The organism is Barnesiella propionica, from assembly GCF_025567045.1.
Taxonomy (GTDB): domain Bacteria; phylum Bacteroidota; class Bacteroidia; order Bacteroidales; family Barnesiellaceae; genus Barnesiella_B; species Barnesiella_B propionica.
In genome coordinates, this window is the sequence record NZ_JAOQJK010000006.1 from 122,595 (window position 1) to 139,350 (window position 16,756).

The 16,756-nt window shown below is 40.9% G+C and carries 13 protein-coding genes and 1 pseudogene; 6 read left to right on the top strand and 8 right to left on the bottom strand.

Annotated features, from left to right (window positions below; all coding sequences use genetic code 11):
* Positions 1–4: 4 nt before the first annotated feature.
* The 4 genes from OCV73_RS09640 to OCV73_RS09655 form a co-directional block, all read right to left on the bottom strand.
* Positions 5–919, bottom strand: a complete 915-nt coding sequence (locus OCV73_RS09640) for a TolB-like translocation protein (RefSeq protein WP_147551686.1) — start codon at positions 917–919, stop codon at positions 5–7.
* A 415-nt stretch (positions 920–1,334) separates the two neighbouring features.
* Positions 1,335–2,273: a ribose-phosphate pyrophosphokinase gene (locus OCV73_RS09645; protein WP_147551688.1), complete on the bottom strand. Its 939-nt coding sequence runs from the start codon at positions 2,271–2,273 to the stop codon at positions 1,335–1,337.
* Between the two features lie 80 nt (positions 2,274–2,353).
* Positions 2,354–4,066: an alpha-amylase family glycosyl hydrolase gene (locus tag OCV73_RS09650; protein WP_262512939.1), complete on the bottom strand. Its 1,713-nt coding sequence runs from the start codon at positions 4,064–4,066 to the stop codon at positions 2,354–2,356.
* Positions 4,063–4,878 (bottom strand): patatin-like phospholipase family protein, encoded by an 816-nt coding sequence (locus OCV73_RS09655; protein ID WP_147551690.1) that lies wholly within the window; start codon positions 4,876–4,878, stop codon positions 4,063–4,065. The genes OCV73_RS09650 and OCV73_RS09655 overlap by 4 nt, the downstream gene beginning before the upstream one ends.
* 215 nt (positions 4,879–5,093) lie before the next feature.
* On the opposite strand from OCV73_RS09655, the gene OCV73_RS09660 reads away from it, so the two are divergent.
* From OCV73_RS09660 to OCV73_RS09680, 5 genes are all read left to right on the top strand, one after another.
* Complete coding sequence (locus OCV73_RS09660) at positions 5,094–5,657, top strand: L-threonylcarbamoyladenylate synthase (RefSeq protein WP_147551691.1); 564 nt, start codon at positions 5,094–5,096, stop codon at positions 5,655–5,657.
* Positions 5,654–7,063: a sugar transferase gene (locus OCV73_RS09665; RefSeq protein WP_147551693.1), complete on the top strand. Its 1,410-nt coding sequence runs from the start codon at positions 5,654–5,656 to the stop codon at positions 7,061–7,063. The genes OCV73_RS09660 and OCV73_RS09665 overlap by 4 nt, the downstream gene beginning before the upstream one ends.
* Complete coding sequence (locus tag OCV73_RS09670; RefSeq protein ID WP_147551695.1) at positions 7,063–8,856, top strand: chloride channel protein; 1,794 nt, start codon at positions 7,063–7,065, stop codon at positions 8,854–8,856. The genes OCV73_RS09665 and OCV73_RS09670 overlap by 1 nt, the downstream gene beginning before the upstream one ends.
* 100 nt (positions 8,857–8,956) lie before the next feature.
* Entirely contained in the window at positions 8,957–9,925 is a 969-nt protein-coding gene (gene fmt / locus OCV73_RS09675; protein ID WP_147551697.1) for a methionyl-tRNA formyltransferase, read from the top strand.
* A 1-nt stretch (position 9,926) separates the two neighbouring features.
* Positions 9,927–10,304 (top strand): YbaN family protein, encoded by a 378-nt coding sequence (locus OCV73_RS09680; RefSeq protein WP_147551699.1) that lies wholly within the window; start codon positions 9,927–9,929, stop codon positions 10,302–10,304.
* An 86-nt stretch (positions 10,305–10,390) separates the two neighbouring features.
* Here OCV73_RS09680 and OCV73_RS09685 read toward each other — a convergent pair whose 3' ends face one another.
* The gene (locus OCV73_RS09685; RefSeq protein WP_147551701.1) at positions 10,391–11,473 is read right to left on the bottom strand and encodes an SGNH/GDSL hydrolase family protein; all 1,083 of its coding nucleotides are present in this window, start codon (positions 11,471–11,473) and stop codon (positions 10,391–10,393) included.
* 149 nt (positions 11,474–11,622) lie between these two features.
* Between OCV73_RS09685 and OCV73_RS09690 the strand changes: the two genes are divergently transcribed.
* Complete coding sequence (locus OCV73_RS09690) at positions 11,623–13,134, top strand: ClC family H(+)/Cl(-) exchange transporter (protein WP_167551246.1); 1,512 nt, start codon at positions 11,623–11,625, stop codon at positions 13,132–13,134.
* A gap of 3 nt (positions 13,135–13,137) precedes the next feature.
* On the opposite strand, the gene OCV73_RS09695 is transcribed toward OCV73_RS09690, so the two are convergent.
* The 3 genes and pseudogenes from OCV73_RS09695 to OCV73_RS09705 all read right to left on the bottom strand — a co-directional run bounded on the left by OCV73_RS09695 (position 13,138) and on the right by OCV73_RS09705 (position 16,666).
* Complete coding sequence (locus OCV73_RS09695) at positions 13,138–13,482, bottom strand: helix-turn-helix domain-containing protein (RefSeq protein ID WP_394802958.1); 345 nt, start codon at positions 13,480–13,482, stop codon at positions 13,138–13,140.
* A pseudogene (recQ, locus tag OCV73_RS09700) lies at positions 13,465–15,273 on the bottom strand (DNA helicase RecQ); the annotation flags it as partial. The gene OCV73_RS09695 and the pseudogene recQ, both read right to left, overlap by 18 nt.
* Positions 15,274–15,283: 10 nt before the next feature.
* Positions 15,284–16,666 (bottom strand): undecaprenyl-phosphate glucose phosphotransferase, encoded by a 1,383-nt coding sequence (locus OCV73_RS09705; RefSeq protein ID WP_147551705.1) that lies wholly within the window; start codon positions 16,664–16,666, stop codon positions 15,284–15,286.
* Positions 16,667–16,756 lie beyond the last annotated feature (90 nt).

A 16,756-nucleotide genomic window follows, 5' to 3' on the forward strand; every position in this document is an offset into this window, starting at 1 on the left:
TCGATTATTTTGTGGTTTTTACTTGCATCAGGAACACTTTACCGTCGGCCGTATTATATACGATTTTCGAAGCATCGGCCGATGCACAGGGATACATAGATATGGATGATTCATCGGTCAAATCGGTACGAACTTTGCCATTCGCACTTACGGCAACGATCTTGGAAGATGTAACAATTTCACCGTTATCATAATCGACCATACCTACCGTCCAGTCATTACCCATCCACTTCGGTGCACGCATTACACCTAATGAAACGGGATTACTACCATCCAGATTGCTTACATAAGCTTTGCCGTAATCCATAACATAATAAAGTAATTTTTTTCCGTCGGGAGAAACCGAAGGCCAAAGGTAACTTACCTCGGTTCCGGCAGGGGATACCTGACGGGTAGTACCGTCTACGGTTACATAGAGTTGCCCGTCTTTAATACTGGCAACTGCCGGTATACGGGACAACTTGCTACCGGACATTTTTTTAGACAGAAGTTTTCCGTCGTTAACAGCTAATACAGTACCTTCTTTTACTGCAACGCCCTGAAGATCACGGGTAGCTTTTACCAGTTCACTTTTCTTTCCGGTATTTACATTCACACTTTTCAGTGTCGTGTAACGAAGCTTTCCTTTATACTCGCGGTTCCGGTAAACAACAGTACTTCCGTCGGAAGAAATCTCAACTCCGAATCCGGAACCTTTGTCCGTCGTCAAAGTCGTCATTTTCTTCGTAGCCAAATCATACTTTTGAAGGCCATTCATGTCACTATTCGTCAAAACCAGGAAATCTCCGGCAGGACTCAATACCGGAAGATAATTGCTCCCGGAAGGAATAGGAAGCTGTTCATTGCTGACAACCGATATTCCCTGAGAAAAAGCCAGCTGACTCGCGAATACGAGCAACGCTAAGATAGGTTTTTTCATAATTGGATAATTTAAAGGTTAATAATAAAGATTGATTTTATTTTATAATATATTCTATAAAGCAAGTTTTTCATAGCCACACTATCTATCAACTCTTGTGTTTTTCCATCTCCCAACTGATAATTCCGGCTTTTTTACTTTTCACTCAATCAGCTCACTGTCCTTTTTCGCAAAAAAGAACTTCATCGTGCTCTCAGATTTCAAGGATAAACGTACAAGATTTTATTGACAGATACAAATTTTCAGATTGTTTTTTATCTTTTTTTCATTTCTTCTAAAAAAGAAAAAAACAAGATAAAAAAACTCCGAAATAAAAATAAGATATTAAAACCAAACAGAAAAAACGATAAGAAATATTATTCAAAAAAAAGACGAGCCTAAAAAGGTTCGTCTTTATATACTATCTCTACTTATATTAAAGAATATATTGAGAACTGATAGATTGGTTCTCGTAAACGCGGCGAATTGTATCGGCAAACATATCGGCAATCGTAATTACATGCACTTTATCGCACTCTTTACAATAAGGAATACTATCGGTAAATATCATTTCTTCCATAGAAGATTCCGTTACGCGTTCGGTAGCCGGGCAACTCATAACCGCATGACTGGCTATAGCCCTCACAGAAAGGGCTCCTTTATTTTTCATCAGATCTGCGGCTTTGGTTATAGTTCCGGCCGTATCTACCATATCATCAATGAGTATTACATTTTTACCCTCTACATCTCCTATCACAGTCATACTTTCCACCACATTTGCCTTAGCACGTTGTTTATGGCACAACACAAGAGGAACACCGAAATGCTTCGCATACGTGCTGGCACGTTTAGATCCTCCCACATCGGGAGTAGCGATAACCATATTCTCCAGATTTAAAGATCTGATATAAGGGATAAATACAGAAGAAGCATACAAATGGTCCACAGGGACATTGAAAAATCCCTGAATCTGATCGGCATGCAAATCCATAGTAATAAGCCGGCTGATACCAGCAACACTTAACAGGTCGGCAATCAACTTGGCTCCGATGGAAACACGAGGTTTGTCTTTACGATCCTGACGTGCCCATCCGAAATACGGAATTACGGCAATAATCGATTTCGCAGAAGCACGTTTAGCCGCATCCACCATCAGTAACAATTCCATAAGGTTATCGGAATTCGGGAAAGTAGACTGCACCAGATAAACCTGGCAACCTCTTATTGATTCTTCAAACGAAACGGAGAACTCGCCGTCGGCAAAATGCTGGATATTCATATTACCCAGTTCACAACCTAAGCTCTTACATATTTTTTCCGCCAAATACCGTGAATTAGTACCGGAAAAGACCTTAAAGGGAGGTGTTTGACTCATGAGGTTTTTGATATAAAACGAAGTTTGTATAATTTTTCTGCAAAGTTACTATTTCTATTCTTAAATAATCCCTGAACCTATTATTTTTTTATCTCTACTCCTATATTTTTTTGAACGGCTTTCCATACGACAGCTCCGTATGCGTCAACTCTCGTTTCAAAAGGCATATCGGGATATATTTTTTTAGTATCTTCATCCCCCGACAATAATTCTTCACATTTGAATATTCCTTCCTGTAAAGCCATGACCGAAAAGGCATGAGCCGGTATATTCACTTTTACCGAGACAGGACGGGAAGAAAAATTAACCACGATTACCAGCAACGTTTTTTTCCCTCTACGTAAAAATGCGAATTGACGGTGTGCATTAAAATCAGGATTATCATAATTGACGTACATAAGATCGAAAAAGGAACCTTCCGATATCGCATCTTCTTTATTGCACAAAAGAAGAACTTTCTGATACAGCTTTCTCAGTTTTTTTTCTCCGGCCGTCAGCTTAGCCGAATTGAATTTTCCTTTATTATTCCATCGGGCTATCGTAGGTACGGTCCAATAATCGAATATGGTAGTACGGCCGTCTTCACCACTGAATCCTTCAGCATCCATCCCGCGCTCTCCCAGTTCTTGTCCGAAATACATCATGAACGGGCATACGCTTATCATCGCAGACACAACCAAAGCCGGAAGAACTTTTCCTGCATCGCCCGCAAAAAAAGGAGATGCAAAGCGTTGTTCATCGTGATTTTCAAGAAAATTCAGCATGCTATGGTTTATTCCGTCCACCGATTGCCAGCATTGTGTCAACAAAGAAGCCGAGGCATTGTGACAAAGTACGGCTTTAAGTGTATCGTACAGCCCTACTTTATCGTATAAATAATCGAATTTTCCATTATGTATATAATTCCTGTATTCTCCTTGATTATATATCTCTGCAATAAACAGGATACCGGGATATTGCTTTTTAACTTTCGGGATCGCCCATCCCCAAAACTGAACGGGAACCATCTCTGCCATATCACAACGAAAAGCATCTACTCCTTTTCCTGACCAGAATAGAAGAATATCCAACATTTTTATCCATGTATCGGGTATCGGGTCAAAAACACGGTGACGCCCATGCATATAATCCACACCGTAATTGAGTTTTACCGTCTCATACCAGTCATTTTTGCATGGATACGCTCCGAAGCAGTCGTTTCCCGTGGCTTTGGCAGGATATTCATGATATGCATTCTTTCCCTCTCCTACATAGAACTGGGGAACCAGTTCCTGACGGGGTATATAGTAAAAATTATTACGGGAAGAAAAATGTACCGATGTATCGTCATCCTCTCCGAGATCTTTCACACCGGCCGGTTTAGCATCCGAAACATAATGCCGGGCTACGTGGTTGGGTACAAAATCAATTATAACTCCCAGTCCCTGTTGATGAGTACGCTGTACTAAAGCTTCGAATTCCTTCATGCGACCAGGAACATTTACCGCCAGATCAGGATCTATATCATAATAATCTTTTATGGCATAAGGCGAACCCGCTTTGCCTTTAACAATATAAGGATTGTCCTTATCTATACCATATAAAGAATAATCGGTAGCCGTCGCATGTTCTATGACTCCTGTAAACCACACATGTGTAGAGCCTAAAGAACGGATACTCTTTAACGCTTCTGCTGTAATATCATTCAGTTTACCAACCCCGTTCCCGGACAAATCACCATCAGGTATTACATTTTCGGTCGTATTTCCGAACAAACGGGTAAACATCTGATATATAATCATTTTTTTTTTCATATCGTCAATTCCATTTTTTTCCTGTTAGTGTTGAATGAAAGAACAGTCATCGTTCTCTGATAACCGGCATTGGCTATTTCTCTCAAATCTTCCAGATCAAATATATTATATTCGGAAGCTTCCTTCACTTGTACAAGCACATCGCACAATCTCATATCCATAAACGTATTTCCTTTAGATATAAAACTATAAGAACGTTGCGCAATTCCTAATATACTTTGTTTATAGGTCCTGGCCACCAAAGGACTTACATTTACACCTATGATGATATCGCAACTCTGACGCACAGGGGTTACCGGCAGATTACGCAAAACGCCCCCATCTACATAATTCACGCCTTCAATATTTACAGGACTGAAAAGAATAGGGATACTACAGGATGCGCATATTCTTTCAACGATCTCGCCCGAAGTAAAAGATACCAGTTTACCGTTATCGAGATCGGTAGCAGAAACGACAAGAGGAATGGATAAGTCTTCCAGCCGTTTTGTTCTCAGATTTTTTCCCAAAAAATTACGGAAACGGTCTATTTTAAAAAAGCCGGCCCGTGGAATAGTCAGTTCGGCCAGATCGGAAAAACTTAATTTTGAAAACAAATCGAGCATCTCGTCGGGAGAATAGCCATCGGCATATAATGCCCCGATTAATGAGCCGGCACTTACTCCGGAAATAAGGTCGGGACGAATGCCCAGTTCTTCCATCGCTTTCAAAGCTCCCACATGGGCAAAGCCCTTCGCTCCTCCTCCGCTGAGAGCCAACCCCAGGTGATAAGGCTTTATTCCGGTCAATGCAGTACTGCTTTGCTCTTCCATATTACTTCATTATCGTTGATAAATATCGTTATGCGAAGATAACAATATTTCCCTGAACTCAGAATCGTTCAGCCGTGAAATAACCTATACATATTTAATAAACAACAAAAATAGAATATTTTTTATTTGTGAATCGAAATCCGATTACTTACCTTTGTATTATTCTTTTTTAGAAAACCTGTATCAATTTACGTAAAATAATCTTATTGATCGAGATGGAGGAAGACATAAAGAAAGCTTGTGAAATTATGGAGGGGGGAGGTATTATTTTATACCCTACCGACACCATTTGGGGAATCGGTTGCGATGCAACTAATGAAAAAGCGGTAAAACGGGTATATGACATAAAAAAAAGAGCTGATAATAAAGCAATGATCGTATTGACTGACCGGCCTTCGAAGCTCGAGTTTTATATCCGTGAAGTTCCTGATATTGCTTGGGACTTACTGGATGCGGCAGACAAACCTCTTACCGTAATTTATGACGGGGCCCGTAACCTGGCACCGAACCTTATCGGGGAAGACGGAAGCATAGGCATACGTATAACTAAAGAAGAATTCTCAAAAAAATTATGCGAACGTTTTCGTAAAGCGGTCGTTTCTACTTCGGCAAATATCAGCGGAGAAGCTGCTCCAAAATGTTTTGCCGATATAACGGATGAAATTAAAAATGCAGTGGATTACGTTGTAACCATACGCAGGGACGAAAACGCACCTGCAAAACCATCCAGTATTATTAAACTGGGAACCGGTGGTATTATAAAAATCATACGCGATTGATAAACAGAAAACAACAACAAATAAAATATGTCGTTGGGGATTTCATAGCCTCCAACGTAACTTGGTTTTTATTTAATCTGTTGAGATATTATTTTGTAGCATTTGTCAATTTCAAATCTTTACAAGTTTATTTATCTTCCTGGCGCGTTATAGAAGGACAGATATTTTTTCCTGTACTGATGATGGCTATTTATTATTTTTCCGGCTATTATAACCAGCCCTTTTTCAAATCCCGCCTTCAGGAATTTTTCACATCTCTTTCTTCTACCGTCATTTGTGCCATTCTTATATTTTTCATCGCTCTTATCAATGACGTAATGCCATTCCGCAAGGATAATTACGAACTCATATTGGGACTTATCGGAATTCAGTTCACTTGTATCTACATATCAAGAGCCTGGATAACATCTTATGCCACAAAAAAAATTCATAAACGAATATGGCAATTCAACACATTGGTCATCGGAGCAGGAAAATCGGCTGTCAAGTTTTATAACGAACTGGAGCAAATGAAAAAATCCATGGGATACAACATTGTCGGGTTCGTACAGCTTCCCAAGGAAAAAACACAAACATTACCCCGTCCTGTCTATTCCCTGGAAAACATAAGCGAAATTATTGAAGAAATGAACATCAAGGAGCTTATTATTGTCCCCGACAGTTATAACCGTCAACAACTGCACTTCATTATAAACCGTCTATATCCTCTTGATCTTCCTATAAAATTGAGATTGAACGATTTCGAGCTTATTTCTTCGCGGGTAAAACTTACGAATATATACGGAACCCCCCTGGTAGATATGACAAGCTGCGTAGCTTCCGATTCGTATAAGAATATAAAAAGGGGACTGGACATTTTATTGTCTTGTATAGCTCTTGTTTTGATTGCTCCTGTCATGGCAATTCTCGCCATATATATAAAAAAGGATTCCAAAGGTCCTGTATTTTACCGTCAGGAGAGGATAGGCTACAGACATAAACCTTTTATCCTGTATAAATTACGAACGATGAGACAGGATGCCGAAACGGAAGGACCGGCTCTTTCGAGCGAAAACGACACACGTATTACCCGTATAGGACATATTCTACGCAAATACCGGTTTGACGAACTACCTCAGTTCTGGAATGTATTAAAAGGAGATATGTCCATCGTCGGTCCCCGCCCCGAACGGGAGTTTTTTATCCGGAAAATCATGGAGAAAGCTCCGTATTATACTTTATTATACCAGATAAGACCGGGTATTACTTCCTGGGGAATGGTCAAGTTCGGCTACGCCCGCAATATAGATGAAATGATAAAACGACTCAAATTCGATATATTATATTTAGAGAACATGTCCATGCTGGTAGATATGAAAATAATTATCTACACCATTAAGACAGTGATTACAGGAAAAGGGATCTGATGAAAGAAGATATTACAATAGAAAAAGATTGGTTTCTCAGGTTACTTATTTGGAGAGAGAAACATCTGAAAGAAAGAAATTTCATTCTTATTCTGAGTTTCATAATAGGCATATTCACCGCGGCTGCCACTTTGCTGCTGAAATATCTTATACACACCATCCAGAACTTACTTACCGACCATCTGTCCGTGGACGGGGCTAATTATCTCTATTTGATATATCCCGTTATCGGTATTTTATTGGCTGGACTTTATGTAAGATATGTAGTAAAAGATGACATCAGTCATGGTGTCACCCGCATATTATATGCCATATCACAAAAGAAAAGCCGGCTGAAACCTCACAATATGTATACTTCGGTCATTGCCAGTTCCATTACCATCGGATTCGGTGGTTCGGTAGGAGCCGAAGCACCAATCGTATATACCGGAGCGGCTATAGGTTCCAATATAGGACGATTGTTCCGGCTGGATCAGCGGGTATTGATGCTACTTGTCGGGTGCGGCTCGGCTGCAGCTATCGCCGGTATATTCAAAGCACCTATCGCCGGGATGCTTTTTACCTTGGAAGTTTTAATGGTAGACCTTACGACCACATCGGTACTCCCTCTGCTCGTTTCTTCTATTACCGCCGTTACCGTGTCTTATATTTTCACCGGATATAATGCCGAGTTCAGTTTTGTCCAAACCGAAGAATTTGTGGCCGGACGTATTCCATACGTTATCGTACTGGGTGTTTTCTGCGGATTCGTATCTCTTTATTTTACCCGTGTTATGAACCGGATGGAAAACATCTTCAGAAAAATAGGGACTCCATGGAAAAAATTCGCGTTCGGTTCCGTTATATTAAGTCTTTCCATATTTTTACTGCCGCCTTTGTACGGTGAAGGATATGAATCTATCCTGCAGCTTTTAAGCGGACATTATGAAGAAATAACACAGGGCAGTTTATTTTACGCCGGCCGGGAACAGGCATGGAATATGATCTTAATATTAAGCTTGGTTATTTTAGTTAAGGTTTTCGCCACCAGTGCGACCAACGGTGGCGGCGGAGTAGGTGGAACATTTGCTCCCAGCCTCTATGTGGGATGTTTTGCCGGTTTCTTTTTTGCTTACACGTTGAATCATATAGGCATGCCTATGGAATTATCTGCCAAGAATTTTGCCCTTATGGGGATGGCCGGTGTCATGGCCGCAGTTATGCACGCCCCACTGATGGCCATATTCCTTACTGCCGAACTGACGGGAGGATATGAATTATTTCTTCCTCTTATGATAACCTCGACCGTAGCTTACGCCACTATAAAAATATTCGAACCTCATAGTATCTATACAATGCGTCTGGCAAAGAAAGGCGAACTGCTGACCCATCATAAGGATAAAGCCGTACTCACCTTATTGAAAATGGACAGTGTGATCGAAAAAGATTTTCTTACCGTACAACCCGATATGACATTGGGAGATATGGTGAAAGTCATTTCCCAGTCACACCGTAATATATTTCCCGTGACCGACCGGAACAATAAAATGCTGGGGATAGTGCTTTTAGACGACATACGCAATATCATGTTCCGGCCAGACCTATACAAACGCATGTACGTGCGTAAATTCATGGTCTCTCCCCCAGCAAAAATAGAGGTAGGGATGAGCATGGAACAAGTAATGAAAACATTTGATGAAACAAATGCCTGGAATTTACCGGTCGTTGAGAACAATGAATATGTAGGTTTTGTTTCCAAATCGAAAATATTCAATTCCTACCGGCGCGTGCTGGTCCATTTTTCACAGGATTAAACACGATTGCAATTTAAACCCGATTAAAAGAAATAAAGTAAATATTCCGAAACAGAAAGTTCGCAGAATATTATTATCACTTTGTAAAAACGACAAAAAGATGACGAAAGAAGAATTACGTATCGTATATATGGGTACTCCCGATTTTGCAGTAGAAAGTCTGCGCCGCCTGGTAGAAGGGGGCTATAACGTGGCTGGTGTCATTACGATGCCGGACAAACCGGCCGGACGGGGACATAAGATACAATATTCCGCCGTAAAACAATATGCCCTGGAACAAAATCTGAAATTGCTGCAACCTGTAAAATTAAAGGATGAAGAGTTTCTGAATGAATTACATTCGTTAAAAGCAGATCTGCAAATTGTCGTGGCTTTCAGAATGCTCCCCGAAGTCGTGTGGGATATGCCCAAATTGGGAACATTCAATCTCCATGCTTCACTCTTACCTCAATACAGGGGTGCTGCTCCTATTAACTGGGCGGTTATTAACGGAGACAAGAAAACCGGAGTAACCACGTTCTTTCTCACCCACGAAATAGATACAGGACGCGTTATCCAGCAAAAAAGCATACCTATTGCCGAAACCGACAATGTAGGCATAGTTCACGACAAACTTATGACGATGGGAGCAGAGATGGTTCTCGAGACCGTAGATTCTATCCTTGCCGGTACGGTAAAATCAATAGAACAGGATACCATGATTTGCGAAGAACCGCTACGTCCGGCTCCCAAAATATTTAAAGAGACCTGCCATATTGACTGGAATGCTCCCGCTGAACAAATATATAATCTCATACGGGGGTTATCGCCTTATCCTGCAGCCTGGACCGAAATGGAAACTCCCGACGGTACTTGCTATAGTGTGAAGATATTCGAAACAGAAAAAATACACACCTCACATTCTTTTAATCCCGGAAAGGTCTTTACCGACGGGAAAAAATATATAGATATCGCATGTAAAGACGGATATATAAGATTAAAAGAACTACAACTGGCCGGAAAAAAACGACTCCGCACGGAAGAATTATTGCGAGGATTCAATATCACGAACGATTTCATCTGCCTATAGTATGAATCTTCCGAGGAATCCCAAACGACTCCTTTTTTCGATCCTGGGAACTCTGAGCTTTATTCTCGGTTTCCTGGGGTTATTCATTCCGGTGCTGCCCACTACTCCTTTCTGGCTGCTTACGGCTTACTTATATATGAGAAGTTCGCAACGTCTATACGACCGTGTTATGAAAATTCCCCTATTCCGGCATACTGTATTGAATTTTCAGGTTTACAGGGCTATCCCCTTGAAAATAAAAATCATATCTATTACTACGATGTGGCTCACCATAGCCCTGTCGATATGGCTGGTACGAATATTATGGATTCAGATGCTCCTGATCGGGATCACTATTGCCGTCACTATCCATATATTATCTTACAAAACATTGAAGTAACCGGCAATATTGACAATATTAAAACAATAAAAGGTAACGGGGCCTACACCTCGTTACCTTTTATCGATCTTAAAAAACAACAAATGTTATTTGATGAGTTTCTTTAAAAGAGGAATCATTTTGTCTGCATAGCGTCGAAAACCTATATCGGTATAATGAATACCGTCTACCGTTCCTTCTTCATCATATCCGACAATACCTTCACAAGTCATATAATACAAATTTTTCTTATTTTCTTTTTTCAAAGCTTTAAAAGCATCATGAAGAGCTGCATTCTTTTCCGGAAGATATTTTTTAAAGAAAGTATTATATTGGGAATACGGATACAGAAGTCCTTCTACCATAACTATAGGCACTTCAGGACGTTTTTCACGAAGGTATTTTACAAAATTATAAGCTCTTTCTTTTACATCGTTCAAGGTACAATTAGGTATACAGTCTATTATATAGCAGTTCACATCCATTTTAGCCAAAGCTTCTGCCATTACCATATCCAGTTTTCCCTCGCCGCTGAAACCCAGATTGATAAATTCGCAATCCAAATCCCGGCACATTATATTACTGTAGCACATTCCGGGACGTGTAGCGCACCCTCCTTGTGTAATGCTGGTTCCATAAACGACTATTTTCTTTTCTTTGCGCGGAGAATCCACTTTCGGCTGCATCAATGTTGCAGTACTGTCCACTCCTATTTCCAGGCTTAATACTCCGTCATACAAAGGCAGAAACAGCATAAACTCCCGTTCTTCAGGTTCCATATTCTCCACCAGCACAAATGTCTGTTCTTTTCCTTTCGGACGGGTTGCATTCACGAATTGCCATTTGCCTTCATCGTTCAGGCAATACAGGTCAAGTCCTTTTATACCTACAAATGACATGTGGTTCATTGAGAAATTCCACCTTAACTCCATTTTGGTTGCGATGCTGGTAGAATTGGTACGAAACCGGATACCTATACCGCTCGTATTTTTAGAACGTTGCCATAAATCGGGCCGTACACTGTCTTTCATGCTCAAAGGTAGACGATCGAAAGGCTCTTCCAATCCTTGAGAAAACCCTTGGTTAATTACCCGGAAATCAAGTGCATTTTCAAAACGCTGATTCTGTGCACCGGCAACACAGGCCCATAATAAGCATACTGAAAGCACAATAAAATGTCTTGTTTTCATAGTTATTTGTGAATGTTTGTTCTTAATCTATAATAAGGTGCAAGATAATAATTAAAATTTATAATATACTCATATGCACTCAAAAATTAAGAAAACATTTCTTTATGAACTTCTCCTCTTTATTTTCCGTTAAGAGCAAAAACAGAAGTATGAAATTTGACCATATCAAACTTTATTCTCTTTGTATTCTGGTAGGAGCCGTTACCGGACTCATCACTGTTCCCTACCGCTATCTGCTTGTCAAAATGGCTGCCTTACGAGATATTCTTTTCGCACCGCATCATTTCTGGATATTGCATATCATTATAATCGCGGGCATGTGGTGCGTCGCCATGGGTATACATTTCCTGGTCAAAAAGTACCCTGTCATCTCGGGTAGCGGCATACCTCAGACCGAAGGAGCCATTTACGGACGATTCGCATTTAAACACGCTTTTAAAACTCTGCTGGCAAAATTCGCGGGAGGAGTAGCTGGTATCGGAATGGGATTATCCATGGGACGGGAAGGTCCTTCGGTACAAATGGGAGCTTTCGTCGCTAAACTTATAGGTAAATGGGGAAAAGCCGGTGTTGCCGAACAGCGCTACTTACTTACGGGAGGAGCAAGTGCAGGTTTATCTTCTGCATTTACCGCACCTCTGGCTTCTTCTATTTTTGTTATTGAGGAAATGGAAAAATTCGATTCGGTAAAAATCGCCATTACTTCATTACTGGCCGCAATTATTTCGGGATGGATGGCGAGTATTGTATTCACCACTAATCCGTACGCCCTCATTAATACTTCATATCCCACCGAATTAGGAACAGCCGGTATGTTCATTGCGTTCGTCGCATTCTCTCTTATACTCACAGCAATAGGAAAATCGTTCAATTATTTGTTACTGGAATTTCAGAAACGGTATAGCGAAAGTCCTATTCCCGCATGGCTGAAATTACTCGGCATTATGGTTATCACCTATATCCTGGGATATTATATGAGCGGCCTGGTAGCCGGAGGGGAAACTTATCTATTGGAAGAAGGTCTGGCGGACAAGGCTATTTTCACGCTCGCAATAGTTATCATTATAAAACTGGTGTTCACTACTTTGTGTTATTCTACGGGGTTCCCGGGCGGTATATTCCTACCTTTACTGGTAATCGGGGGGCTCACCGGAAAACTTTTCGCGCTTATTCTGATAAAATTAGGGTATATAGCACCCGAACATTTCGGGTTCTTTATGATAATAGGCATGAGTGCTTTGTTCGCGACAGTAGTACGTTCTCCCATAACGGGACTTGTACTGATACTGGAAATGACCGCAAAATTCGAAGCATTATTCCCGATGATCGTTGTAGTAGGTTTTACTTATTTCATCAGTGAAATGTTCCGCGTTAAACCCGTATATGATATGTTATACCAAAGACTGTTGCCTGCAGATATTAAAACGGATGAATCACGTTTGACAATACCGTTCGAAATTTCAGAAGGCGCATATATGGAAGGAAAATGTAAAAATGAAATCGAATTACCGGCCGGCTGTAAAATCGTATCTATTGTACGTAATCAAACCTGCTTGAGAGATAACGTCCCCTTAATACCCGGAGACAGAATAGAAATAAACCTGTATTCGCACGACCTTGAAAAACTCTTCAGAGTATTTAGAAGTATGGCAAACGAATAACCGTTAAAACATATCGGACAAACCCAGAACGGCCAGAATAATCCGTATTTTTCCATAGGAGAGTGTTCCGTCAAGGGCTTCATAAATAGGTTTCAACTCTCCATTTCCTTTTTTGGAAACATGGGCGACAGACAATATTTCATCGGGCGTAACTAATTTTTTCCAGTCCTTATAGCGCCCCTCTCCTATTAACTGCGCCACATGGCTGCAAACTGTCGTTTCCTGCAGATTTCGCATAGAAGCTATTTCTTCCAGATTTTTTCCCTGTCCGAGCAAATATAATGTTTCTTCCAGAGAATCTCCTTTCCTCGCCGATTTTTCACCTGTTTCTTTGCGAATAAGAGCAATAAAATCTTTACCGTATTTAGCCACTTTTGCCTCTCCTACTCCACTTATCCCGGCAAGCTGGGATATTGATACCGGTTTCTTTTCTGCCATTTCGTACAATACTTTATCGGTAAATATGACATAGGCCGGTTTTCCTTCTTCGGTAGCGATCTTTAATCTGAGCAGTCTCAAAGACTCGAACAATTGTTCCTCCAACGAAAGGGATTCTTTTATCTGCTCTTCTTTTTTTATTCGTTTATTCTTCGGTCTCTCCTGTTCTTCCGTTACTTCACAAAGCCATACAACCGTTTCTCCACGCAAGACCTTCCAGCCAGTAGAAGTAACCCTGAGTATATTATGGTCGTTGTAAGCAATTTCATAATATCCCAGTTGTAACATCTGCAACAGATATCCTTGCCATTGATGGTAGCTGTATGCGGCTCCTGCCCCAAAAGTCCTGATACGGTCATATCCGGCACTTAGCAGATCGAACCGCCGTGAACCTCTTAAAATATCTATCAGCATATTAAATCCGGTCTTTTCTCCGGTACGCACCATAGCACTCAACGCCTTTTGCGCAATTTCGGTTCCGTCGAAACGGACAGGCGGATGTTTGCAGACATCGCAATTACCGCAATCATGCTCGTATGCTTCCCCGAAATAGCTTAATAATATTCGCCTGCGGCAAACAGGAGACTCGCAATATTGCTGCATGCGCCTTAATTTCTCCCTGTTTACGGTACTTTGCCCGCTGTCTTCGGCAAACCGGGAAAGCATAACAACATCTCCTAATGAATAGAATAATAATGTATCGGCCGAAAGACCGTCCCGCCCGGCACGTCCTATTTCCTGATAATAACACTCCATGCTTTTAGGCATATTATAATGTATTACCCAGCGGACATTCGATTTATCAATTCCCATCCCGAAAGCAATAGTGGCGCATACCACCCGTATTTCATCGTTCAAGAAACGGTTTTGCACATCTTCTCTTAATTGAGCCGACAATCCGGCATGGTAGGAAGATGCCATAATACCATATTGCACAAGTTCCTGTGCCACTTTCTCCGTATTATCTCTGCTCAGACAGTAAATAATCCCGCTTTGCCGGGGATGATTTTCCAGAAAGGAGAGTATTTCTTTTATTTTTTTCGGTTTGGAGTATCCCGCCCGTACATGTAAACTTATATTCGGACGATCGAACGATGAAATGAAAATGCGGGGATCTTCCAATGCCAGCTGTTGTATAATATCGCCTTTCGTCAATTTATCGGCCGTAGCAGTGAGTGCCATGACAGGGACTTCCGGAAAACGGGAACGAATCACGGATAGCCGGGTATATTCGGGCCTGAAATCATGTCCCCATTGAGAAACGCAATGAGCCTCATCTATCGCAAAAAGAGAAACATTCATTCCTTGTAACCAAAAGTCCATATCTCCCAATAACCTTTCCGGAGATATATACAATAATCGAAAGCGTCCCAGTAAAGCCTGCTCGCGTATACTACGGTTTTCGGCGTCTCCTTGCATACTATTCAATGCTGCCGCCGGAATCCCGTTGGCCTGTAAAGCATCTACCTGATCTTTCATCAAAGAAAGCAAGGGTGAAATTACAATGACCGTTCCCGGTAACAATAATGCAGGTAATTGATAGCAAAGGGACTTCCCGCCTCCGGTAGGCATAAGTACCAGCGTATCTTTCCCTTCCAGAGCAGCCCGGATAATCTCGGCCTGATAAGGCCGGAACGTATCATAACCGTAATATTTTTTCAGAAATCCGGCAGCTTGTCCCAAAAGTTCATCGACAGACATTCTACTTTGTTCAGAAGGCATTCTTCTCTCCTTTAACGGCATTATATAATGTCAGAAATATAATTTTGATATCCAACCAGAAATTCCAGTTCTCAAGATACCATACGTCATATTCCACTCGTTTCTCCATCTGCCATAATTCACGGGTCTCTCCTCTATATCCGTTTACCTGTGCCCAGCCGGTTATACCGGGTTTAATAAGATGACGCAGCATATATTTATCTATAATCTGAGAATAATCCTGTGTATGCTTCACCATATGGGGACGGGGGCCTATGACCGACATGTCGCCCATAAAAACATTAATAAACTGTGGTAATTCATCCAGACTGGTCTTTCTCAGGAACTCACCTATCCGCGTTTTCCTGGGATCATTCTTTGTAGCTTGCAAAGTATCGCTGCAATCGTTTACTTTCATGGTACGGAATTTATAACAGGAAAATTCCTGACCTCTGAAACCGGTCCTTCTCTGCTTGAAAAATACAGGACCGGGGGAAGATAATTTGACAGCTATGGCAATGGGTAAAAAAAGAAAAGGGGAACATAAAAGGACAACAGATGAGAATATGATATCAAATGCCCTTTTAATACCCGAATTCAAAGGATTTTGCAAGGGTTCTTCCCGAACGGAAAAAACAGGAACGCGTCCCATCATCTGGAAGTGCAGACGACGTAACATATATTTACTGGCTTCGGGTACGATAAAAAAGGAAACCGTATTCGCCTCGGAGAATTTCAATAACCGAAGGATACGAACATCCTGAGTAGAAGGCAAGGCACAATATATTTCATCTATATTATTCTTCCTTACATAGTCCTCTACATCATCAACGACTCCTTTATACATAGGAATTTCATCTTTTCGAGAGAGGTTATCATCAAAGAATCCCATAAATTTATATCCGTAGCCTATATCGGATTGCAATTCATTATAAAGCAACAATCCTGTCTTTCCGGCGCCTACTATAATAACTCTTTTAAAATTGTAACCTTTACTCCTGTAATATTTCAGTATTTTACGGGAAGATACCCACCACAGGCATATCACCATAAAAAAGATGGAATAATATTCCACTAAAGTAGTAGAATGAATACCATCCAGTTTAAGGAAAGAGAGTAAAGCGATAAAAATAAGAGCATGAACAGCTATTGCCTGGGTGGCATTTATAAGTACATGGTCTATATATACAATCCTCCGGTTATGTATACCGGAAAAAATCATTACTACAGGAAAATAAGCGAAATTAAGCAAAAGCCACACCAGTTTATTCCTGAACTCGGAATCTTCGCTCCCCCATATACAGACCAAAGCGTATACCAGATTAAGGCACAAAAAGTCTATAACGACAATCAATGACCGTAACAAGTATCCGTACCGTCCTCTCGATTCCATAGCAAGATTAAAAATTTAAATTATATCACTACATCGTTCCCCATCTTCCGGCGGTCTTCTCCGGATATAGATGGGAACTTTATCGCAGAT

What these genes read in the sequence shown, in the direction of transcription:
- OCV73_RS09640 (WP_147551686.1), bottom strand. Translation starts at nt 919, where the DNA reads ATGAAAAAACCTATCTTAGCGTTGCTCGTATTCGCGAGTCAGCTGGCT.
- OCV73_RS09645 (WP_147551688.1), bottom strand. Translation starts at nt 2,273, where the DNA reads ATGAGTCAAACACCTCCCTTTAAGGTCTTTTCCGGTACTAATTCACGG.
- OCV73_RS09650 (WP_262512939.1), bottom strand. Translation starts at nt 4,066, where the DNA reads ATGAAAAAAAAAATGATTATATATCAGATGTTTACCCGTTTGTTCGGA.
- OCV73_RS09655 (WP_147551690.1), bottom strand. Translation starts at nt 4,878, where the DNA reads ATGGAAGAGCAAAGCAGTACTGCATTGACCGGAATAAAGCCTTATCAC.
- OCV73_RS09660 (WP_147551691.1), top strand. Translation starts at nt 5,094, where the DNA reads ATGGAGGAAGACATAAAGAAAGCTTGTGAAATTATGGAGGGGGGAGGT.
- OCV73_RS09670 (WP_147551695.1), top strand. Translation starts at nt 7,063, where the DNA reads ATGAAAGAAGATATTACAATAGAAAAAGATTGGTTTCTCAGGTTACTT.
- fmt (WP_147551697.1), top strand. Translation starts at nt 8,957, where the DNA reads ATGACGAAAGAAGAATTACGTATCGTATATATGGGTACTCCCGATTTT.
- OCV73_RS09680 (WP_147551699.1), top strand. Translation starts at nt 9,927, where the DNA reads ATGAATCTTCCGAGGAATCCCAAACGACTCCTTTTTTCGATCCTGGGA.
- OCV73_RS09685 (WP_147551701.1), bottom strand. Translation starts at nt 11,473, where the DNA reads ATGAAAACAAGACATTTTATTGTGCTTTCAGTATGCTTATTATGGGCC.
- OCV73_RS09690 (WP_167551246.1), top strand. Translation starts at nt 11,623, where the DNA reads ATGAAATTTGACCATATCAAACTTTATTCTCTTTGTATTCTGGTAGGA.
- OCV73_RS09705 (WP_147551705.1), bottom strand. Translation starts at nt 16,666, where the DNA reads ATGGAATCGAGAGGACGGTACGGATACTTGTTACGGTCATTGATTGTC.